This is a genomic window from Streptomyces galbus, assembly GCF_005280195.1.
Classification (GTDB): domain Bacteria; phylum Actinomycetota; class Actinomycetes; order Streptomycetales; family Streptomycetaceae; genus Streptomyces; species Streptomyces galbus.
This window is the reverse complement of sequence record NZ_SZPR01000012.1, coordinates 243,447-262,965: the sequence shown is the minus strand read 5'-3', so window position 1 is coordinate 262,965 and position 19,519 is coordinate 243,447. Positions and strand designations below refer to the sequence as shown.

The window sequence follows — 19,519 nt, the reverse complement described above, 5'->3', positions numbered from 1 at the left end:
TTCTCCCTCTTGCGTGGGCGCGCCCTCAACGCCTTGATCACCGGTCGCAGGCGCGCCAATCGAGCGGACCGTGCAACAGTGTTGCGTGTTACTGGATCCGTTCGATGTGCGGGTGGTCCGGGGAGTTCGGGCAGATGTGGAGCTGGAGCCCGTAGCCGCTGGCGATCACCAGCATGGTGAAGTTGGCCGGGGGCTGGCCGGACAGGGTCGGTGTCGGGTTCGTCTGTTCCTCTTCCGGGATCCAGCTCTCGGTGCCGCCGTCCCATTCGGTGCTGGCGATCGTCAGCAGGGGCACCGCTTCGGCGCCGCACTCCGTGCAGGTGCGGGGCACGGGGTCGGTCAGGCCCCAGCTGGTCCAGCCGCCGACCTTCCAGCCGGGGGAGACGGAGAGCTGGTCCAGGTACAGCTCGTCCGGGGCGACCTCGTAGGAGGCGTCCAGTGCCGGGCCGGCCGCCTGCCAGTTGCTCCAGTCGTTCAGTTGCTCCTGAAGCCCCTTGTCCAGCTCCATGGGGTCGGGGTATTCGGTGACCTGCTCGGGGGCGAGGAGACACGGCTCCGGCAGATAGGCGCCGGACCGCATCGCGGGCGGCTCGGGCGGTGCGGCGAGGACGTCGGTCACGGACGCGGCGGTCCGCCAGAACAGGGCCGTGCTGGGGTGGAGCGGGTGGTCGAAGGGACACCACAGCACCTGGAGCACATCGGACCCGGACCCGCCCGGAGGGCGCAGGAGAGGGACGTCGCGTACGTACAGTTGGGCGACCGGCAGCAGGGCGACCGGGCCCTCGGGCCACGGGCGGCCCGCCGACAGGCGCTTCTCGGCCTCCAGTTCCTCGGGCGTGACCCAGGGCTCCTGCGGGGCGCGCCGCCGCCGGCTCTCCACCGCCGCACGGTTGCGGCGCAACTGCCGCTCGTCCTCCGGTGACAGGGGCGGGATCACCCCGTCCCACGTGTGCGGTCCCGCGCAGTGCGGCCACGGCTCGTCGGCGGGCCAGAGCAGCGGACCGCCGACGGAGCTGTCGTGCGCAGTGGGCGACCCGGGGCGCGGGTGCAGCCGGGTCGCCGTGCGGGCCAGCGGGGCCAGTCGAGGGAAGAGCGCCGTGACGTCGAACGGCCGCGGCGGGGTCGTGAAACTCATACTGGCTCCCGTAGGCGCTGACCGGTGGTGGTGATCGGATCCCGAAGTCGAGCAGCCCCGGTGCCCGCCTTGGTGCGGGGGTCGTACGCGATGGGGAACAGCTACTCGGTCGTCGCGTGCGCGCGTTCGATGGTACCGGTCATCGTGACGCCGGCCGGGATCGTGCTGGTGCGTCACTGCCTTCCGTCAGTGGTGACGCCCACCTGGGGCAACTGCCGCCGATCCGTGCAGCGTTCCGCCTGCGTCAGGCGTCCGTGCGTGCCAGCCGGTACGCCGCGCCGGCCAGTGCCAGTGCCGTCCAGCAGGCGAGGACCAGCCCTCCGGCGCCCGGGGACAGGGCCGTGGCGTCGTGGGTCAGTTCGAACATCGACTCCCCCGCGTTGGACGGCAGGCAGGGGCTGATGTCGTCCTGCCAGGAAGCCGGCAGCAGGGAGATCAGCCCCGGGATGAGCATGAGGGCGGCGACCAGTACCGAGATGCCGCCGGCCACCGAGCGCAGCAGCGCGCCCAGCGCCACGCCGATGACGCCGACCAGGCCGAGGTAGAGGCCGGCGCCCAGCAGGCTGCGCAGGACGCCGGCGTGGGACAGGCCCATCGCCGCGGGTGTGTCCGAGACGATGCCGCTGCCGAGCAGGAAGGCCACGAACGCCCCGAGCGTCCCCACGGCCAGGGCGACCAGCCCGAACACCACCGCCTTGGACCACAGCACGGGCAGCCTGCGGGGCACCGCCGCGAGCGTGGCGCGGATGGTCCCGGTGGTGTACTCGCCCGCCGTGACCAGCACGCCGAGGACGCCGAGGGCGAGTTGGGCGAAGTTCGTGCCGAAGAGGCACAGGCTGACGGCCGTCGAGGCGGCGAAGTGTTCGTCCAGATGGCCGGAGCCGGTCTCGGACCGGTAGCGGCTCGCGGCGATCAGGCCGAACGCCACCAGGAACAGCAGCCCCAGGCCGAGCGTGATCCACGTCGAGCGCAGGGACCACAGCTTGGCCCATTCGGAGGCGAGCACGCGCCGTCCGGTCACCCGGTAGGCAGGGCGAGACGGGGTGGTGCGGGGTTGTTCGGCCGGTGCGGTGAGGGTGCTCATGCGGGCCTCCCGAGGGCGTCGATCGCGGTCGTGGAGCCGTGGTACTCCACGGCGTCCCGGGTCAGGTCCATGAAGGCCTCCTCCAGTGACACGCTGCGTGCGCTCAGCTCGAACAGCGCGATGCCGTGCTCGGCGGCCTTCAGCCCGATCTCGCGGGCGCTCAGCCCCGTCACCTGCAACTCCTGCGAGCCGATCCGGCCGGTGACGTCGACGCCCGGCCCGGCCAGTACCTCCCGCAGCCGGGCCGGGTCCTGGGTCACGACCTTCACCGTGTCCCCGCCGGCCTCGCGGACCAGGTCGGCCACGGTCGTGTCGGCCAGCAGCCGACCGCGTCCCACGACGATCAGGTGGTCCGCGACCAGGGCCATCTCGCTCATCAGGTGGGAGGACACGAAGACCGTGCGCCCCTCGTCGGCGAGCCCTTTGAGCAGGGTGCGGATCCAGAGGACCCCCTCCGGGTCCAGGCCGTTGACCGGCTCGTCCAGCATCACCGTCCGCGGATCGCCCAGCAGCGCCGCGGCGATGCCCAGCCGCTGGCCCATGCCGAGGGAGAAGGCGCCGGCCCGCTTCTTCGCCACGCCGTCGAGTCCGGCCAGGCCGATGACCTCCTCGACCCGGCGCCCGGGGATGCCGTGGGTGAGCGCGAGTGCCCTGAGGTGCTGGTACGCCGAGCGGCCCGGGTGGACCGACTTCGCCTCCAGCAGGGCGCCGACCTCCTGCAGCGGCGCCCGGTGGCGGGCGTAGGGGCGGCCGTTCACGGTGACGGAACCGCTGGTCGGGGCGTCCAGGCCGACGATCATGCGCATCGTCGTCGACTTGCCCGCGCCGTTGGGCCCCAGGAAGCCGGTCACCGTGCCGGGCCTCACCACGAAGTCCAGCCCGTCCACGGCCGTCTTCTCGCCGTACCTCTTGGTCAACCGCCGTGCCTCGATCATCCGCGCTCTCCCTGTCAGGGGGCGGGCGTCCACGGCTTCGGACGCCTCGCCTCACCGGCCACGCTAAGTGCGATATCGCCCGGAATGGACGGTATGGGGGGCCGGAAGCGTGGCGGGCGCACGGCACCGGGGCCGGAAAGAGGGGCGGGCGCGCGGCACCGGGTCCTCGCCGCCGCAGCGTGTGACGCCCGGTATCGCGGGTGCTGCGCGCCGGCACCTCGTTCGCGGTGACCCTGCCCGCCTGGGTGACCCCGCCTCGGCGGCACCGGCGCGTCAGGGCGTGCCGTCACGCTGGACGTCCTTGCGGGAGACGGCCAGGTAGCCCCGGCGGCCGGTGGTGGACGGCCGGCTCGGCGGCGGCCGCCCGGCCGGCCCCCCGGCCGGAGTACGTACCGTACGCAGGAGCCCGCCCCCGCCGATGCCCCCGACCGCAGGAGCAACCACGTGACCAGCCGCGTCACCTTCGTCTCGCCCGCCACGAGCCCGTCGTTGCGGCGGGCCCGGTTCTACGACGGGGACCCGATCGACGACATCGGCGCGAGCCGTGCCCGGGAGGCGGCCGGGTCGCTGCCCGTGGCCGCGCGCGTGGTCGTGTCCCCGACGGCACGCTGCCGGCAGACGGCGGCCGCGCTCGGCCTCGACGGCGGGGAGGCGCCGGAGCTGGGCGGGCTGGACGTGGGCCGCTGGCGGGGCCGCACGCTGGAGGCGGTGACGGCTGCCGAGCCGCAGGCCGTGGCCCGCTGGCTCGGCGATCCGGGCAGCGCACCGCACGGGGGTGAGTCCGTGCGGGTCCTGTGCGAAAGGGTCGCGCGGTGGCTGACGGGAGCGGCGGCGACCGAGGGGCGAGTGGTCGCCGTGGTCGAGCCGGACGTGGTGCGGGCGGCGGTGACCGCGGCGCTGGACGTGCCCGCCGCCCTCTTCTGGCGCCTCGACGTGCCGCCCCTCACGGCGACGGAGCTCAGCGGGCGGGCGGGCCGCTGGAACCTGCGGCTCGGGCGCCCCCTGTCCGGGCCGCAGGCCGACCCGAACCAGCCTTCATCGTACGGCAGGTGACGATGTGACAGATTTGGCGGTCGGTCGTTCTCCTCCCGCCGGGTACCGCGGTCAGTGCGCGGCCGGAGCCGAGCGGCTGCTCGCGTCCCGTGCCGGCCCGGGGTTCAGCAGGCGTTCCGCCAGTTCGCCGAAGAGCAGGCCGAAGCCGGCCCACAGCACGGACTGGATGGCCAGCGCGGACAGCCGGAATCGCCACAGCAGGGTGGCCGGGAAGTCCTTCGGCACCTCGTTGACGGCCGGCAGGAACGCGTAGGCCGCGCCGACGGCGACGGCGAACGCGGCCACCGCGCAGACGGTCGCCCACCAGGTGCCCAGGCCGGGCGCGAGACGCTTGCCCAGGAGGGTGGCCGCGACGGCGAGCAGGACACCGAGCAGCATCATCAGGAAGTACAGCGTGGTCCGCTTGCCGATGGTGTCGGGGTCGCCGACCGACGGCGGGTTGGCCGGGTACTTCAGGAACGGCACGACGTAGACGGCGAGCAGGGCGCAGCCGGACAGCAGCAGCGCCGTGGCGCGCGGGCCGAAGCGGCCCACGCGGCCCAGCGCGACGCAGTACGCGAGGGCAGCGATGCCGCCGAAGGCGACCCCGTGGACGAGGACGCCGGTGGCGAGTCCGGCGGTGGACTGCAGGGAGCGGGAGACGACTTCGCTCTCGTGCGCGTGGGAGTGGCTGGCCTCGAAGGCGATCGCCCGGTCGACGCTCGGCTCACCGAGGAGGTAGGCGGCGACGAGGGCGAGCACGCCGGCGGCGAGGCCGGCGAGCATGCCCCGCACCAGGAGGTTCCGTACGGTTGCGGAGTTCATGGGCGGTGCGGCGTCCCCGGGTCAGTGGCAGGGGAAGCCGAGCAGGTGGCGGGCGTCGTGCACCCACTCGTGGACGTCCGTGCCGTTGACCACGGAGGTGGCGCCCTGTTCGGCGCCCACGAAGTAGAGCAGGACCAGCATCAGGACGCCGAAGAAGACCGCCCAGGGCGCGATGGCCCGCAGGGGCAACGTGGCGGGAACGGCAGGGGCATGGGCTGTCGGCCGGGCGACGGTCTGCGCCATGGCTGAACCTCCTCGGGGAGCTCGCGTCCCCACTCGGTGGTGCACAGGACGACGGCCACGGGTCTGACTCGCGCACCCCCCGGGGGAGATGCGCATACAGTGGCGCGACCGTGCCGGATTCCCACCGGCTTCCGTCTCGCCGTCGTCGATTCGGACGAACCGTACCGCGTGACGCGCACGTGGCCAAGACCGCCTCCCCGGCCGGAAGTCGGGGAGGCGGTCTGGGCCGGGCGCGCTCCTCACGGGCGCGGGGCGCGCCGTGGCGGGGTGAAGACGTGGAGGCCGAGGACGTCCGGGAGCGGGGCCACTCCGGGGCCCCCGGCGCGTACCCAGGTGACGATGTCCTCCGTCGCCCCCGCGTCGTTGACGAGCCCGAGCCACACCGGCCGGCCGCCCGCGGCACGGCCCGCGGCGGACGGCTGTACGACGATGACGTTGGCCTGGTCGCACACGTCGAGGCAGTCGGAGATGCGGGCCGGCACCTGAGCCCGCAGCCGCGCGCTCTGGGCGGCGTGGTCCACCCCGGCCACCTTGGGGCTGCCGCAGCAGCAGTCCCGGCACACGACGACCCGGCAGGGCGCAGGTCCGCCGGGTGCTCTCTCCCTCGGTTCGTCGGGCATGCCGCGTCACTCCCCTCCCGGGGAGATCCGCCCCGGTGTCGTGCGAGGAGGCGACCGCGTGAGTCTCCTGGCTCCCGGCTCGCCCCTCCCCCGCCCCGGCCTGGGCGGGGGTCCCTCGGGGCGGGCTCACCGGTCACAGTGGCGGGACCGCGCCGGATTCACACCGGCTTCCTCGGACCGCCGTCGCCTTTGTCGCGGACATCCTCCCATCGGACCTTGATAGCCGGGGAATTGGGCCTCGCGTGACCGGCGAACCGCCTTCTGGCGACCGCCGTTCGGCCTCGGACGACCGGCGCATCAGCCTCAGGCGCCCGACGAGTGGCCTCAGGCGACCGGCGCATCGACGTCAGGTGACCGAGCCGGTGACCGGCGTCCCTCCCACGTCCTCCTCGGGACTCCCGGTGTCCTCGTCCGGGACGGCGGTCCGCCGGGGCATGAAGGCGGCGGCGAGCAGCGCGGCGAGCAGCGAGATGCCGGAACAGACGAACAGCAGGGTGTGCATGGCGGTCATGAACGCGTCCCTGACCTCTTCGAGCAGCGCCGGGTCGCGGAGCTCGGCGGCGACGGCCACGCCGGCGGAGACGCTGCGTCCGGCGGCGTCCGCGATCCGCTGCGGGGTGCCCGCGAGGTCGAGGTGGCCGCGGTAGGCGGAGTTGGCGACGGCACCGAGCACCGCGACGCCGATCGCGCCGCCGACCTGACGGAGCGCCTGCACCACGGCCGAGCCGACGCCGCTGCGTTCCTCGGACAGGGAGTTGAGGGCGGCCGCCATGGAGCGGGTCATCGCGAGGCCCAGGCCGGCGCCGATGACGACGAGCCAGATGGCGACGTACCCGTAGCCGGAGTCGGTCCCGGTGGCGGTGCCCAGGAACAGGCCCGCGCTCACCAGCAGGAAGCCGAGGGCGGGGACGGCGCGCGGTCCGAGCCGGGCCGGCATCTTGTTGATGACGCCGGCGCCGGCGAGCAGGCCGCCGATGAGCGGCAGCAGCCGCAGGCCGGTGCCGAGCGCGTCGGCGCCGAGGACCGCCTGGAAGTACTGCGGCAGGGCGAAGAGGAGACCGAACATCGCGAAGCTGACGAGGGTGCTCAGGGCGGAGCCCCAGACGAAGCCCCGGCCGCGGAAGAGGCCGAGGTCGACGAGCGGGTCCCGGCCCGCCGCGGTGACACGCAGCTCCCACAGGACGAACAGGCCGGTGAGGGCGGCGCCGGCGAGCAGCGGCACCACCGTCCCGGTGCTCTCCCAGCCCTTCTCGCCCGCCTCGATGGCACCGTAGGTGAGCGCGGCGAGGCCGGCGCTGGAGAGCGCCACGCCGCCCAGGTCGATGGTCACGCGCTCGCCGCTGCGCGACTCCGGCACGAGCTTCGCCACGGCGAGGACACCGAGCAGCACCAGGGGAACGTTGATGAGGAAGACCGAGCCCCACCAGAAGTGGTCGAGCAGGGCGCCGCCCACGATGGGGCCGAGCGGCAGGCCGAGCATCTGGGAGACGGCGACGACGCCGATGGCCTTGGTGCGTTCCGCCTCGGTCCCGAAGAGGTTCAGCAGGGCGGAGGTGGACAGCGGCACGACGAAGGCCGCGGCCAGGCCGAGCGCGGCCCGCGCGGCGATGAGCTGTCCGGCGGAGCCGGAGAAGGCGCACAGCACGGAGGCCGCGCCGAACAGGACCAGAGCTGCGACCAGGAGCTTCTTGCGGCCGAACTTGTCCCCCAGCAGGCCGGCGGGCAGCAGGGCCGCGGCCAGGACCAGGGTGAACGCGTCGACGATCCACTGGAGTTGGCTGGTGGATGCGTCGAGGTCGGCGCTCACGGTGGGGAGCGCCACGTTGAGGATGGTCGCGTCCACGCCGACCGCCAGCAGGCTCAGGCCGATGGCCCCCAGGGCCCACCACGTACGGCTCTGCTCATCGTTCATAACGGGTCCCCGTCCCCCTTGTTCGAGTCCTTCGAGCCCTTCGAGTCCTTCACGTGCTGCGAGTCCTCCGGGCCGTGCGCCCCGTCGCCGGCGCTGACGGCTTCCCAGCGCTGCCACAGGGGTCCGGCCTCGGCATCCAGCCAGGTGAACATGCGGTGGGCCTCGCGCATCCGGGTCGCGCGCACCTCGTCCTGCGGGAGCAGCCGCAGTCCTTCGGCGGTGATGTCCACGAAGGAGGTGAGGCTCTCCAGGCGCCGCTTGAGCACGCCGGACCACGCGTCGTCCGCCATCCGGTAGTACGTGGCCCGCTCACCGGCGCGCGTGACGACCTGCACCATGCGGGCCTCGGTGAGCAGCCGGAGGGTCGTGGTCAGGGACGCGCGGCTGGCCCGCACCGCCTCGGCCATCTGTGCGGCGGTCTGCTCCGGCGGCTCGCTGACCATGAGCCACGCCATGGTCCTGCCCATGATCGGCGGCCAGCCGGCCTGCTGCATGAGCCAGGCCGTGACCCGCTCCATCCAGGCAGCGATCCGCTCCTCGTCGGGATCCCGCGCGGTCCCGGCGTCGTCCGTCGATGACATACGGGAGCACCACCTGCGCCTTCAACGCGTTACAGACGTTTCAGTCATGACTGTAACGACTGAACGAGGACGGGGGAAGGGTGGCCGTCCGCCGTCGGGCCGGGTACGGACGTGCTGCCGTACGCGGCCGGGAGATACAGTGCGCGGGACGGCAGCCTGGTCAGGGAGGAACACGTGACCGACACCAGCAGCACCGGGCAGGCCCGGGGTGAGGCGCCGGCGCCGCGCCGCAGGACGCTGCACCGCCTGATGCGCTACCTCCCCCTGGTCGCCCCCGTCCTGCTGTGGGCGGTGCCCTGCTGGGTTCTCCTGTACGCCGGCCAGCACTGGCCGCTGCCCGTCACGGTGGGCGGCACCGTCCTGTTCGTCCTCGGTCTGGTCGCGATGCCCCTCGGGATGGCGCGCGGTCACGGCCGGCGCCAGCAGGACGCGGCGGCGATCGTCGGGGACACGCTGCTGGGCGCCAGTTGGGTCCTGTTCACCTGGTCCGTGCTGCTCGGCGTACTCCTGCGGCTCGCCCTGGTGGTGGCCGGGACGGGCGACGGCCAGGACCGGGCCCGCATCGTCACCTGGGCGGTCCTCGGCGTCAGCGCCGTCCTGCTCGCCTGGGGGTACGTCGAGGCCCGCCGCGTCCCCCGCGTGCGCCGGCTCGACGTGCGGCTCCCCCGGCTGGGCGCCGGGCTGGACGGCCTGCGGGTGGTCCTCGTCACCGACACCCACTACGGCCCGCTCGACCGCGCCCGTTGGTCGGCCCGGGTGTGCGAGACGGTGAACACCCTGGAGGCCGACCTGGTCTGCCACACCGGGGACATCGCGGACGGCACGGCCGAACGCCGCCGCGCCCAGGCGGCCCCGCTCGGCACCGTGCGGGCGACGCACGCCCGGGTCTACGTCACCGGCAACCACGAGTACTACAGCGAGGCCCAGGGCTGGGTCGACCTGATGGACGAGCTGGGCTGGGAGCCGCTGCGCAACCGCCACCTGCTGCTGGAACGGGGGGGTGACACCCTGGTGGTGGCCGGCGTGGACGACGTCACCGCCGAGGCCTCCGGCCTGCCGGGCCACGGCGCCCACCTCGCGGGAGCCCTGGACGGCGCCGATCCCGGCCTGCCCGTGCTGCTCCTGGCGCACCAGCCCGCGTTCGTCGACCGGGCCGCGGCCGCCGGGGTCGACCTCCAGCTCTCCGGGCACACGCACGGCGGGCAGATCTGGCCGTTCCACCACCTGGTCCGCCTCGACCAGCCCGCGCTCGCCGGCCTCAGCCGCCACGGTGCCCGCACCCTGCTCTACACGAGCCGTGGCACGGGCTTCTGGGGTCCGCCGTTCCGTGTCTTCGCGCCCAGTGAGATCACCCTGCTGGTGCTGCGCGGCGCGAACTGAACCGCGCGGCGCGGTCGGTCACGCGCGGGCGTGACCGACCGCGGGGCTCAGCCGCCGCTCTTGCGCCGGAACGACCGCTGGCTCGCCGCGGGGCCGTGCGCGGCACGCACCTTCGAGGCGTCCGGGCCGGCGGCCGCGTCGGCCGCCGCCGCCTGTGCGCCGCGCTTGCGCGCCAGGGCCTCACGGAACTTGCGCTTCAGGTCGTAGGTGCCGTCGTCGTCCGGTGCGAGCGCGGACGTGTCGGGGGCGGCCGTCTCCGAACCTTCCGGGGTGGCGGGCTCTGCGGTCATGGTGACCTCCTGGTTTCGGGGGTGGGCCGGGCAGGCACAGCTTGTCATGCCGGGCCCGGTGCGCAGCGCCGACTCCGTCATCCCGCCCGGTTGCGGCGCACCAGCGCGGCCTTGCGGGCCTCGGCGAGCTTGCGGGCCTCGCCGGCCTTCCGGGACCTGCCGCCGGCGCCGCGGGAGGGGTCCTTGGTGGTGCCGAGGCCGCGGAACGGGGCGTTGGTGTTCTTGGGCCGGCCGGTGTCGCTCGCGGCGTCCAGCGGGACACCGGAGGGTGTCCGGGCGCCGGTGATGCGGCTCAGCTCCGCCTCGCCGGAGCGCACCTTGGTGACGGTCGCCTCGACCCCGGCCTCGGCCAGCACGCGGCCGGTCTCACGGCGCTGGGCGGACAGCACGAGCGTGACGACGCTGCCGGAACCACCGGCGCGGGCGGTGCGGCCCGCCCGGTGCACGTAGTCCTTGGGGTCGGTGGGCGGGTCGACGTTGACCACGAGGTCGAGGTCGTCGACGTGCAGGCCGCGGGCCGCGACGTCGGTGGCCACCAGGACGCGGATCTGCCCGTCCTTGAACTGGGCCAGCGTCCGCGTGCGCTGCGGCTGGGACTTGCCGCTGTGCAGGGCCCCGGCGTGCACCCCGTTGGCCCGCAGGTGCCGGGTGAGCTGGTCGACGGCGTGCTTGGTGTCGAGGAACAGCAGGACCCGCCCCTCGCGGGCGGCGATCTCCGTGGTGACGGCGTACCGGTCGGGACCGTGGACGACCAGCACGTGGTGCTGCATCGTCGCGACCGCGCCCGCCGACGGGTCGACCGAGTGCACCACCGGGTCGTGGAGGTGGCGGTGGACGAGCTGCTCGACGTCACGGTCCAGGGTGGCCGAGAACAGCATGCGCTGGCCGTCCGGGTGCACCTGGTCGAGCAGCTCGGTGACCTGCGGCAGGAAGCCGAGGTCGCACATCTGGTCGGCCTCGTCGAGGACGGTGGTCCGCACCCGTCCCAGCCGGCAGGCGTTGCGCTCGATCAGGTCGTGCAGGCGGCCGGGGGTGGCGACGACCACCTCGGCTCCCGCGCGCAGCTCGGCGATCTGCCGGCCGATCGACAGGCCGCCGACGACCGTGGCCGTCCGCAGCCGCAGCGCCTCGGCGTAGGGCTGCAGCGCCTGGGTGACCTGCTGGGCCAGTTCCCGGGTGGGTACGAGGACCAGCGCGAGGGGCTGCTTGGGTTCGGCGCGCCGCCCGGCCGTACGGGTCAGCAGCGGCAGGCCGAAGGCGAGCGTCTTGCCCGACCCGGTGCGGCCGCGCCCCAGGACGTCGCGTCCCTTCAGGGCGTCGGGCAGGGTGGCGGCCTGGATGGGGAACGGCTCGCGCACCCCGTGTGCGTCGAGCGTCCGCAGCACCTCCGCCGGCAGTGGGAGGTCGGCGAAGGAGGCGGCCGGGGTGGGGGCCGGGGGCGTGGCGTCGGACCGGGCGGGAACCCCGTGGGGGGCGGTGCCGGAGTCGTCGGGGTGCTTCATGAACTGCCTTCCGCAGGGGGGAACGTACCGAGGAAGGCCCGGCAGGTCGGTGCGGTGCGCACCGGTGGAACCGAGCGGACGGAACGGCCCACCGCGACGACCACGCAAACCCCTGACGCTAACACACGTGCGGCTCCCGTACGAAGCGGCCTCGTGGGTCCGCGGATCACCTCGCGCGTGCGGCGCTTCGCAGGTGGTGCCGGGTGACCTTGGTGGCCTCGTGCCAGAACGGGATGGCGGTCACGTACAGCCCGAGCGCGCTGAGGATGCCCAGGGAGACGTCCACGCTGATGCGGCCCTGCTTGGCCCAGTACACGTCCTTCAGGTCGAGCAGGAGGGCGAACTCGTCGGCGATCAGTGCGGTGCCCGCGCCGTACAGGGCGCCGATCCCGGGGTGGCCCACGACGTCCTGGTCGCCCCGGACGGCCACCAGTCCGACGCCCGCGAGCGTGGCGATGCCGAAGTTGTAGTGGTGCAGGTGGGTCCGGCCGGCGGAGATGTTCCCCCAGGGCAGCCAGCCGCCCCGGATGCCGTGCGTGATCAGCCGGGCCGTGCCGAAGGTGCACCCGAAACCGAGCCAGGCCGCCATGAGCGAGCGCTGCGCGGGCGCGGTGTGCTCGTCCAGCGCCCGGCGCCAGCGGTCCCGCAGGGCGGGGCGCCGGGAACCGTTCGCGCGCCGGAGGTCCGGGTCTGCGGGCATGGTCGCTCCTCGTCGCTGGCCTGGGTGCCGGGGGCCGCTGCCGCGCCCGGACACCGTTCAGGCCTACCACCACGGCCCCGCACCGAAGCGGACGCGTCACCCGGATGACGGGGGGTGCGGGAGCACCGGTGCTGTCTCATCGCGTACCAGAACGTGGGACGCCTGTTGGTGTGGGGCCGCCGCTGCTGTACAACTGTGCCTCATGAACCCCGAGCCCCTCGTGCGACGCCTGGTCATCGACCTGTGCCGACGCCCGGGCTCGTGTTGTCGCTGATCCCGGCACTCTCCCCTTCGCGCCCTGCCGTGCGGTGACGTCACCCGCACCAGGACGCCTCCCACCCCTGTCCTGGCCCGGGGCCGCCCGCCCCGTTGTCGGTCGACCGCTGCCGCGTGCCGTCGACGTCCCCTGGAGAACCCGCTGTGTCCACGACTCCCTCCCTGGCGAAGCCGGCCGCGCCGGCCGACGCCCCGCCGCCCGGCCGCCGCCCGCCCCGGCACCGCGTCCGGACCCGGGTGCGTCATGTCGCGCTGCCGCTCGGCTCGTTGCTGCTGTTCCTCGTCCTGTGGCAGGCGCTCGCCGCGAGCCACACCTGGAGCGAGACGCTGGTCCCGCCGCCCGCGAAGGTGTGGGACGCGTTCGTCGACGTGTCCACCACGCACGACGGCGTCCGCGGCTACAACGGCACGACCCTGATCGAGCACTTGGGCATCAGCCTGCGCCGCATCGCCTTCGGGGCCGGTCTCGGCATCGCGGCCGGAGTGGTGTTCGGGCTGCTCATGGGCACCGTGGGCTGGCTGCGCTCGCTGTTCGAGCCGTGGATCACCTTCCTGCGCACGCTGCCGCCCCTGGCGTACTTCTCGCTGCTCATCATCTGGCTCGGGATCGACGAGGAGCCGAAGGTGACGCTGCTGGCGGTGGCCGCGTTCCCGCCGGTGGCCGTGTCGACCACCACGGCCGTCGCGGCGGTGCCGAAGAGCCTGGTGGAGGCCGCCCGCGCACTCGGTGCGTCGCGGTGGGACACCGTCCGGGACGTCGTGGTGCCGTCCGCCCTGCCCGAGACGCTCACCGGGATCCGGCTCGCCGTGGGCGTGGCCTACTCCTCCCTGGTCGCCGCGGAGTTGGTGAACGGCCTGCCCGGCATCGGCGGCATGGTCAAGGACGCGGCCAACTACAACAACACCCCCGTGGTGCTGGTCGGCATCATCGCCATCGGCGTCTCCGGGCTCGTCATCGACGGCCTGCTGCTGCGGCTGGAACGCGTGGCCGTGCCGTGGCGCGGCCGCACCTGAACCGCGCCGCCCCTCGTCACCTCCGCCTTCTCCGCTCGCACCCCCCGCCTCCACCCCTCGCATCGTCAGCCCGCAGACAGAAACGGCTCCGTCATGTCTCCTGCCTCCCGCGGCCCGTCCCGCCGTCTCCTCCTCGCCGGTGCCCTGGCCGCCGTGTCCGCGGCCGTCACCGGCTGCTCCTCCGACAGCGAGGCGGCGTCGTCCGGTGGCGCCAAGCGGCTGCGCATCGGCTACTTCGCCTTCCCCAGCGGTGACTTGATCGTGAAGAACAGGAAACTGCTGGAGAAGGCCCTGCCCGGCTACAAGATCTCGTGGATCAAGTTCGACTCCGGAGCCAGCGTCAACCAGGCGTTCCTCGGCAAGTCGCTGGACATCGCCGCGCTGGGCTCCAGCCCGTTCGCCCGCGGGGTGTCGGGGAGTTCACCCATCCCGTACAAGGTCGCGTGGATCCTGGACGTCGCCGGCGAGAACGAGGCGCTGGTGGCGCGCAAGTCGACCGGGATCACCGACGTCGCCGGGCTCCGCGGCAAGAAGATCGCCACGCCCTTCGCCTCCACCTCGCACTACAGCCTCCTCGCGGCGTTCGAGTCGGCCGGTCTGAGGCCGTCCGACGTGCAGCTCATCGACCTGCAGCCGCAGCCGATCCTCGCCGCCTGGCAGCGCGGGGACATCGACGCCGCGTACGTGTGGCTGCCGACCCTGGACGAGCTGCGCGCGACGGGCACCCAGCTCACCAGCAGCAAGGAGATCGGCGCGGCGGGCAAGCCGACCCTCGACCTGGCCGTCGTGTCCGACGAGCTGATCGCCAGGGACCCGGCGGCCATCGACGCCTGGCGCAAGGCGGAGGCCGAGGCGCTGCGGCTGTTGAAGTCCGACCGCGACGGCTCGGTGAAGGCCGTCGCGGCGGAACTCGGCATCAGCGCCGAGGACGCCGCGGCGCAGCTCGAACAGGGGGTGTTCCTGACCCCGGAGCAGGTCGTGTCCGCCGACTGGCTGGGCACGGAGGGCAGTCTGGGCAAGCTGCTCACCTACGTGTCCGACACCGCCGCGTTCCTGGCGGAGCAGAAGCAGATAGACGCCGCACCGGCGCAGGACGCCGTCCGCAGGGCCTTCTACTCGAAGGGGCTGTCCGATGTCCTCCAGTGAGGTCACCGAGGCCGCCGGGGCCACCGCGGAGGTGGACACCTCGGCCGCCGGTTCCGTCCGCATCGAGCACGTCACCCATCGGTACGGGCGCGGCGGCGAGGAGTTCACCGCGGTCGGACCGGTCGACCTGAGCGTCCCGGCGGGCGAGTTCCTGGTGCTGGTGGGTGCCTCGGGCTGCGGCAAGAGCACGCTGCTGCGGCTGATCGCCGGCTTCGAACGGCCCACGCGGGGCGCGGTGCGCGTCTCCGGCGCGGAGCCGCGCCCGGGCGAGGCGGCCGGTGTGGTGTTCCAAACGCCCCGGCTGTTCCCGTGGCGGACCGTGCGGGGCAACATCGACCTGGCGCTGCGGTACGCGGGCGTCAGCCGCGCCCAATGGCCCGGGCGGCGCGCGCAGTTGCTGGCCCGGGTCGGCCTGGAGGGCACCGAGCGGCGCCGCGTGTGGGAGATCTCCGGTGGCCAGCAGCAACGCGTCGCCATCGCCCGGGCCCTCGCCGCGGAGAATCCCCTCCTCCTGCTGGACGAGCCGTTCGCGGCGCTCGACGCGCTGACCCGGGAGCGGCTCCAGGAGGACGTGCGCCGGGTGACCCGGCGGACCGGACGCACCGCGGTGTTCGTGACGCACTCGGCGGACGAGGCGGTGTTCCTCGGCTCCCGCATCGTCGTGCTGACCAAGAGCCCCGGCACGGTCGCCCTGGACCTGCCCATCCCCCTCCCGCGGGACGACGTCGACGCGGAAGAGCTGCGCGGCTCACGGGAGTTCGCGGAGCTGCGCGCCCAGGTCTCGCACGCCGTGAAGGCCGCCGCGGCGGCCTGAACCCCAGAAAGGAAACACGCAGGTGAGCATCCTCAGCGAACGGCCGGCCCCGGCCGCCCTCCCGGTCACCGCGCTCGGCCCGCACTTCGGCGCCGAGGTCCGCGGTGTCGACCTCGCCCGCCTCGACGACGCCGGGGTCCTCGCCCTGCGCGAGGCACTCGTCGCGTACAAGGTGCTCTTCGTCCGCGACCAGCACGGTCTCGACGACGCCGCGCAGATCGAGTTCGGCAGGCGCCTCGGCGAGGTCACGGTCGGTCATCCGGTCCACGACTCCGGCGACGTGGCCCCCGAGGTGTACGCGCTGGACAGCCAGGACAACGGGTTCGCCGACGTGTGGCACACGGACGTGACGTTCGTCAGGCGGCCGCCGGCGATCTCCGTCCTGCGGGCGGTGGTGCTGCCGCCCCACGGCGGCGACACCAACTGGGCGGACAGCCAGCTTGCCTACGAGTCGCTGTCGCCGGGGCTGCGGGCGTACGTCGACACGCTCACCGCGGTCCACGACGGCACCCGGGAGTTCGGCTACTACCTCGCCCAGCGGCGTCAGGGCCGCGGGAACGTCTGGGAGGGCGAGGTGTTCACCGAACTGACCCCGGTGGAGCACCCCGTGGTCCGGGTCCACCCCGAGAGCGGCCGCAAGGGCCTGTTCGTGAACCCCGGCTTCACCTCGCACATCGTGGGCGTCTCGGAGTACGAGAGCCGGGGCCTCCTCGACATCCTGTACGCCCACCTCACCAAGCCCGAGCACGTCGTACGGCACCGCTGGCAGCCGGGTGACGTCGCGCTGTGGGACAACCGCAGCACGGCGCACTACGCCAACCGCGACTACGGCGACCAGCACCGCGTCATGCACCGCATCACCCTGCGCGGGGACACACCGGTCGGGCCCGCGACGGTCCGGGCCTGACGGACCCGCGACGGTCCGGGCCTGAGGAACCCGGACCGGACCTCCTACACCCCCACGGCGACCTCCGGCGCGTCCGGCCGCCCGGACTCCCCGGGCTGCTCGAACTGCGCCCGGTACAGCTCCGCGTAACGGCCGTCGGCCGCCAGCAGCTCCTCGTGGGTGCCCTGTTCGACGATGCGGCCCGCCTCCACGACCAGGATGCGGTCGGCCGTGCGCACCGTGGACAGGCGGTGGGCGATGACGACGGCGGTACGGTCCGCCAGCGCCTCGGCGAGCGCCTCCTGCACGGCCGCCTCGGAGGTGTTGTCGAGGTGGGCGGTGGCCTCGTCGAGGACGACCACGCGCTGGCGGGCCAGCAGCAGCCGGGCGATGGTCATGCGCTGGCGTTCCCCGCCGGACAGCCGGTAGCCGCGCTCGCCGACGACGGTGTCGAGGCCGTCGGGCAGCGAGCGGACGAGGTCGTCGAGGCGGGCCCGGCGCAGCGCGTCCCACAGGTCGGCCTCGACGTCGGCCGGTGCGCTCCCCCCGTCCGGGCGGGCCATGACCAGGTTGGCCCGGACCGTGTCGTGGAAGAGGTGGCCGTCCTGCATGACCATGCCGACCGTGGCGCGCAGCGACCGGGCGGTGAGGTCGCGGACGTCGACGCCGCCGATGCGGACCGCGCCGGAGTCGACGTCGTACAGGCGCGGCAGGAGCTGGGCGACGGTGGACTTGCCGGCGCCGGAGGAGCCGACGAGGGCGACGGTGTGCCCGGGTTCGGCGCGGAACGAGACACCGTGCAGGACCTCCTCGCCGCCCCGGGTGTCGAGGGAGGCGACCTCCTCCAGGGAGGCGAGGGAGACGCGGTCGGCGGACGGGTAGGCGAAGCGGACGTCGTCGAACTCGACGGCCACCGGGCCGTCCGGCACGTCACGGGCGTCCGGCTTCTCCTCGATGAGCGGCTCCAGGTCCAGCACCTCGAAGACCCGCTCGAAGCTGACCAGGGCGCTCATCACCTCCACGCGCGCCCCGGCGAGCGCGGTGAGCGGTGCGTACAGGCGGGTCAGCAGCAGGGCGAGCGCCACCACCGCGCCCGGCTCCAGGGTGCCGTGCAGGGCGAGCCGGCCGCCGAGGCCGTAGACCAGGGCGAGGGCCAGGGCGGAGACGAGGGTGAGGGAGGTGAGGAACACCGACTGGGCGGTGGCCGTGCGGATGCCGATGTCGCGGACGCGCGCGGCGCGGGCGGCGAACTCCGCGGACTCCTGCTCGGGCCGGCCGAACAGCTTGACCAGGGTGGCGCCGGGCGCGGAGAACCGCTCGGTCATGCGGGTGCCCATCGCGGCGTTCAGCGTGGCCGCCTCGCGCTGCATGCGGGCCATGCGGCCGCCCATCCGGCGGGCGGGCACCACGAACACCGGCAGCAGGACCAGCGCGAGCAGGGTGACCTGCCAGGACAGGGTGAGCATCACGGCGAGGGTGAGCACCAGCGTCACGATGTTGCCGACCACGCCGGACAGGGTGTTGCTGAAGGCGCGCTGGGCGCCGATCACGTCGTTGTTGAGCCGGGAGACCAGCGCGCCCGTACGGGTACGTGTGAAGAACGCGACCGGCATGCGCTGCACATGATCGAACACAGCCGTCCGCAGGTCGAGGATGAGTCCCTCGCCGAGCGTCGCCGACAGCCTGCGCCCGAGGATGCCGAGCGCCGCCTCCAGCAGCGCGATCAGCGCGATGAGCAGGGCCAGCCCGACGACCGTGCGCTCCTGCCCCCGCGACACGATCGCGTCGACGACGCGCCCGGCGAGGACGGGCGTGGCCACGGCGAGCAGCGCGGTCACCGTCCCCAGCAGGACGAAGACGGCGATGCGGCGGCGGTGCGGGCGGGCGAAGGCGCCGATGCGGCGCAGTGTCGCGCGGTCGAAGGGGCGGCGGTCCTGCTGGGCGGTGAGGACGCTGTGCAGCTGCATCCACGCGGTGGTCTCCATGCTCATGTTCAGGACGGTAGGACCTCGACCATCGTTGAGGTCAAGGCACGGTCGGTGCCCGTCCGTAAGCCGCCGTCCGCGATCCCGCCACCCGGTGTTGGCGCGGCGGGGAGAACCTTCCGTGGTGTGACCGCGGTAACCCTCCCCGAAGGGCCCCGTCCCCCGGGCCCGCTCCGCTCCCCCGTCCGGTCCGCGCGGCTCCCCCGTGCGCGGTACCTCCCCGTGCGGCAGGCCCGGCACGTGCTGTGCCTGCTGCCGGTCCTGCTGGTCGCCGTCGTCGCGGTGCGCCACCGCTGCGTCCTCGCCGAGGGCCTCGTGCACCTGCGGTCGGCGGAGTGGCCCTGGCTGCTGGGTGCCGTCGGCGCGACCTGTCTGACCTGGGTGGCGGCGGCCGTCACCCGGCAGGGCGCCGTGGTGCAGCGGCTGCCCGGACGGCGTCTGCTCGCCGCGCAGTTCGCGGCCGGTGCGGCGAACCACCTGCTGCCGACCGGGCTCGGCGCGAGCGCGGTCAACCTGCGCTTCATGACCGTGTGCGGGGTGGAGCCGGCCCGCGCGTCGGCGGCGCTCGGGCTGTACCTGCTGGCGGAGGCCGTGGCGCGGCTGGGCCTGCTCGCCGCGCTGCTGGTGGCCTTCCCGCACGCCCTGCGGCCGGGCACGCTGGTGCCGTCCGGCGCGGCGGGTCCCCTGCTGGCCGGGCTCGCCGCTGCGGCGCTCGTCACGGCGCTCGTCCTGCTCCTCGTACGGCGGCTGCGCGCGGCCGTGTCCGGTTTCCTGCGCGCGGCGCTCGGCGAGGCGCGCGCGGTGCACGCCCGTCCGGTCCGCGCGCTGGCGCTGTGGGGCGGGGCGCTCGCGTTCCCGGCGCTGCAGGCGGCCGCTCTGGCGCTGGTGGGGCGGGCACTGGGACTGCCGGTGCCGGCCGCGCACCTGGCGGTGGCGTACCTGGCGGCGACCGCGGCGGTCGCCCTGGTGCCGACGCCGGGCGGGATCGGCTCGGTGGAGGCCGCGCTGGTCGCGGCCCTGGTGGCGGCCGGCGGTCCGGTGCCGGCGGCGACGGCGGTGGTGCTGGCGTACCGGATCGTCACGGTCTGGCTGCCGCTGGTGCCCGGGGCGCTGACGCTGGGCGCGCTGGTGCGGTGGAAGGTGATCTGACGGCGCGCCC

At 74.0% G+C, this 19,519-nt stretch carries 19 protein-coding genes and 2 riboswitches; of the genes, 7 read left to right on the top strand and 12 right to left on the bottom strand.

What is annotated here, in order from left to right:
- Positions 1–88: 88 nt before the first annotated feature.
- The 3 genes from E4U92_RS14190 to E4U92_RS14180 all read right to left on the bottom strand — a co-directional run bounded on the left by E4U92_RS14190 (position 89) and on the right by E4U92_RS14180 (position 3,154).
- On the bottom strand, positions 89–1,135 hold the full coding sequence (locus E4U92_RS14190; RefSeq protein ID WP_137300736.1) for a hypothetical protein: 1,047 nt from the start codon (positions 1,133–1,135) through the stop codon (positions 89–91).
- 244 nt (positions 1,136–1,379) lie between these two features.
- The gene (locus tag E4U92_RS14185; protein ID WP_137300735.1) at positions 1,380–2,219 is read right to left on the bottom strand and encodes an ABC transporter permease subunit; all 840 of its coding nucleotides are present in this window, start codon (positions 2,217–2,219) and stop codon (positions 1,380–1,382) included.
- Positions 2,216–3,154 (bottom strand): ABC transporter ATP-binding protein, encoded by a 939-nt coding sequence (locus tag E4U92_RS14180; RefSeq protein WP_137300734.1) that lies wholly within the window; start codon positions 3,152–3,154, stop codon positions 2,216–2,218. The genes E4U92_RS14185 and E4U92_RS14180 overlap by 4 nt, the downstream gene beginning before the upstream one ends.
- Positions 3,155–3,598: 444 nt before the next feature.
- Here E4U92_RS14180 and E4U92_RS14175 point away from each other — a divergent pair, with 444 nt between their 5' ends.
- Positions 3,599–4,207: a histidine phosphatase family protein gene (locus E4U92_RS14175; RefSeq protein ID WP_137300733.1), complete on the top strand. Its 609-nt coding sequence runs from the start codon at positions 3,599–3,601 to the stop codon at positions 4,205–4,207.
- 51 nt (positions 4,208–4,258) lie between these two features.
- Here E4U92_RS14175 and E4U92_RS14170 read toward each other — a convergent pair whose 3' ends face one another.
- From E4U92_RS14170 to E4U92_RS14150, 5 genes are all read right to left on the bottom strand, one after another.
- Positions 4,259–5,011, bottom strand: coding sequence for a CbtA family protein (locus tag E4U92_RS14170; RefSeq protein ID WP_137300732.1), 753 nt, complete (start codon positions 5,009–5,011; stop codon positions 4,259–4,261).
- Between the two features lie 21 nt (positions 5,012–5,032).
- Positions 5,033–5,254: a CbtB domain-containing protein gene (locus E4U92_RS14165; RefSeq protein WP_137300731.1), complete on the bottom strand. Its 222-nt coding sequence runs from the start codon at positions 5,252–5,254 to the stop codon at positions 5,033–5,035.
- Between the two features lie 37 nt (positions 5,255–5,291).
- Positions 5,292–5,432, bottom strand: a riboswitch (cobalamin riboswitch).
- A 61-nt stretch (positions 5,433–5,493) separates the two neighbouring features.
- On the bottom strand, positions 5,494–5,874 hold the full coding sequence (locus E4U92_RS14160; RefSeq protein ID WP_137300730.1) for a hypothetical protein: 381 nt from the start codon (positions 5,872–5,874) through the stop codon (positions 5,494–5,496).
- Between the two features lie 61 nt (positions 5,875–5,935).
- Positions 5,936–6,047, bottom strand: a riboswitch (cobalamin riboswitch).
- Positions 6,048–6,220: 173 nt separating this feature from the next.
- A complete protein-coding gene (locus E4U92_RS14155; RefSeq protein ID WP_137300729.1) occupies positions 6,221–7,786 on the bottom strand; it encodes a DHA2 family efflux MFS transporter permease subunit in 1,566 nt (521 codons plus the stop codon).
- Positions 7,783–8,367 (bottom strand): GbsR/MarR family transcriptional regulator, encoded by a 585-nt coding sequence (locus E4U92_RS14150; protein ID WP_137300728.1) that lies wholly within the window; start codon positions 8,365–8,367, stop codon positions 7,783–7,785. The genes E4U92_RS14155 and E4U92_RS14150 overlap by 4 nt, the downstream gene beginning before the upstream one ends.
- Before the next feature lie 174 nt (positions 8,368–8,541).
- Here E4U92_RS14150 and E4U92_RS14145 point away from each other — a divergent pair, with 174 nt between their 5' ends.
- A complete protein-coding gene (locus E4U92_RS14145; RefSeq protein ID WP_137300727.1) occupies positions 8,542–9,747 on the top strand; it encodes a metallophosphoesterase in 1,206 nt (401 codons plus the stop codon).
- 47 nt (positions 9,748–9,794) lie between these two features.
- Here the strand turns inward: E4U92_RS14145 and E4U92_RS14140 are convergent, their stop codons facing one another.
- The 3 genes from E4U92_RS14140 to E4U92_RS14130 form a co-directional block, all read right to left on the bottom strand.
- On the bottom strand, positions 9,795–10,037 hold the full coding sequence (locus tag E4U92_RS14140; protein ID WP_137300726.1) for a DUF5302 domain-containing protein: 243 nt from the start codon (positions 10,035–10,037) through the stop codon (positions 9,795–9,797).
- A gap of 77 nt (positions 10,038–10,114) precedes the next feature.
- Positions 10,115–11,539 (bottom strand): DEAD/DEAH box helicase, encoded by a 1,425-nt coding sequence (locus E4U92_RS14135; protein ID WP_137300725.1) that lies wholly within the window; start codon positions 11,537–11,539, stop codon positions 10,115–10,117.
- A 166-nt stretch (positions 11,540–11,705) separates the two neighbouring features.
- Positions 11,706–12,239, bottom strand: coding sequence for a hypothetical protein (locus E4U92_RS14130; protein WP_137300724.1), 534 nt, complete (start codon positions 12,237–12,239; stop codon positions 11,706–11,708).
- Positions 12,240–12,659: 420 nt separating this feature from the next.
- Here E4U92_RS14130 and E4U92_RS14125 point away from each other — a divergent pair, with 420 nt between their 5' ends.
- The 4 genes from E4U92_RS14125 to E4U92_RS14110 all read left to right on the top strand — a co-directional run bounded on the left by E4U92_RS14125 (position 12,660) and on the right by E4U92_RS14110 (position 16,396).
- Positions 12,660–13,529: an ABC transporter permease gene (locus tag E4U92_RS14125; RefSeq protein WP_206666470.1), complete on the top strand. Its 870-nt coding sequence runs from the start codon at positions 12,660–12,662 to the stop codon at positions 13,527–13,529.
- A gap of 93 nt (positions 13,530–13,622) precedes the next feature.
- Entirely contained in the window at positions 13,623–14,675 is a 1,053-nt protein-coding gene (locus E4U92_RS14120) for a taurine ABC transporter substrate-binding protein (RefSeq protein WP_137300723.1), read from the top strand.
- On the top strand, positions 14,662–15,489 hold the full coding sequence (locus E4U92_RS14115) for an ABC transporter ATP-binding protein (RefSeq protein WP_137300722.1): 828 nt from the start codon (positions 14,662–14,664) through the stop codon (positions 15,487–15,489). The genes E4U92_RS14120 and E4U92_RS14115 overlap by 14 nt, the downstream gene beginning before the upstream one ends.
- A 22-nt stretch (positions 15,490–15,511) precedes the next feature.
- Positions 15,512–16,396 carry a TauD/TfdA dioxygenase family protein gene (locus E4U92_RS14110; RefSeq protein WP_137300721.1) on the top strand — a complete coding sequence of 295 codons (885 nt, stop codon included), beginning with the start codon at positions 15,512–15,514 and terminating at the stop codon, positions 16,394–16,396.
- Positions 16,397–16,440: 44 nt separating this feature from the next.
- On the opposite strand, the gene E4U92_RS14105 is transcribed toward E4U92_RS14110, so the two are convergent.
- Complete coding sequence (locus E4U92_RS14105; protein ID WP_137301104.1) at positions 16,441–18,360, bottom strand: ABC transporter ATP-binding protein; 1,920 nt, start codon at positions 18,358–18,360, stop codon at positions 16,441–16,443.
- A 222-nt stretch (positions 18,361–18,582) separates the two neighbouring features.
- On the opposite strand from E4U92_RS14105, the gene E4U92_RS14100 reads away from it, so the two are divergent.
- Positions 18,583–19,509: a lysylphosphatidylglycerol synthase domain-containing protein gene (locus E4U92_RS14100; protein ID WP_229862022.1), complete on the top strand. Its 927-nt coding sequence runs from the start codon at positions 18,583–18,585 to the stop codon at positions 19,507–19,509.
- Positions 19,510–19,519 lie beyond the last annotated feature (10 nt).

Coding starts and splice junctions, on each gene's coding strand:
- E4U92_RS14190 (WP_137300736.1), bottom strand. CDS start 1,135: ATGAGTTTCACGACCCCGCCGCGGCCGTTCGACGTCACGGCGCTCTTC.
- E4U92_RS14185 (WP_137300735.1), bottom strand. CDS start 2,219: ATGAGCACCCTCACCGCACCGGCCGAACAACCCCGCACCACCCCGTCT.
- E4U92_RS14180 (WP_137300734.1), bottom strand. CDS start 3,154: ATGATCGAGGCACGGCGGTTGACCAAGAGGTACGGCGAGAAGACGGCC.
- E4U92_RS14170 (WP_137300732.1), bottom strand. CDS start 5,011: ATGAACTCCGCAACCGTACGGAACCTCCTGGTGCGGGGCATGCTCGCC.
- E4U92_RS14165 (WP_137300731.1), bottom strand. CDS start 5,254: ATGGCGCAGACCGTCGCCCGGCCGACAGCCCATGCCCCTGCCGTTCCC.
- E4U92_RS14160 (WP_137300730.1), bottom strand. CDS start 5,874: ATGCCCGACGAACCGAGGGAGAGAGCACCCGGCGGACCTGCGCCCTGC.
- E4U92_RS14155 (WP_137300729.1), bottom strand. CDS start 7,786: ATGAACGATGAGCAGAGCCGTACGTGGTGGGCCCTGGGGGCCATCGGC.
- E4U92_RS14150 (WP_137300728.1), bottom strand. CDS start 8,367: ATGTCATCGACGGACGACGCCGGGACCGCGCGGGATCCCGACGAGGAG.
- E4U92_RS14140 (WP_137300726.1), bottom strand. CDS start 10,037: ATGACCGCAGAGCCCGCCACCCCGGAAGGTTCGGAGACGGCCGCCCCC.
- E4U92_RS14135 (WP_137300725.1), bottom strand. CDS start 11,539: ATGAAGCACCCCGACGACTCCGGCACCGCCCCCCACGGGGTTCCCGCC.
- E4U92_RS14130 (WP_137300724.1), bottom strand. CDS start 12,239: ATGCCCGCAGACCCGGACCTCCGGCGCGCGAACGGTTCCCGGCGCCCC.
- E4U92_RS14120 (WP_137300723.1), top strand. CDS start 13,623: ATGTCTCCTGCCTCCCGCGGCCCGTCCCGCCGTCTCCTCCTCGCCGGT.
- E4U92_RS14115 (WP_137300722.1), top strand. CDS start 14,662: ATGTCCTCCAGTGAGGTCACCGAGGCCGCCGGGGCCACCGCGGAGGTG.
- E4U92_RS14105 (WP_137301104.1), bottom strand. CDS start 18,360: ATGGAGACCACCGCGTGGATGCAGCTGCACAGCGTCCTCACCGCCCAG.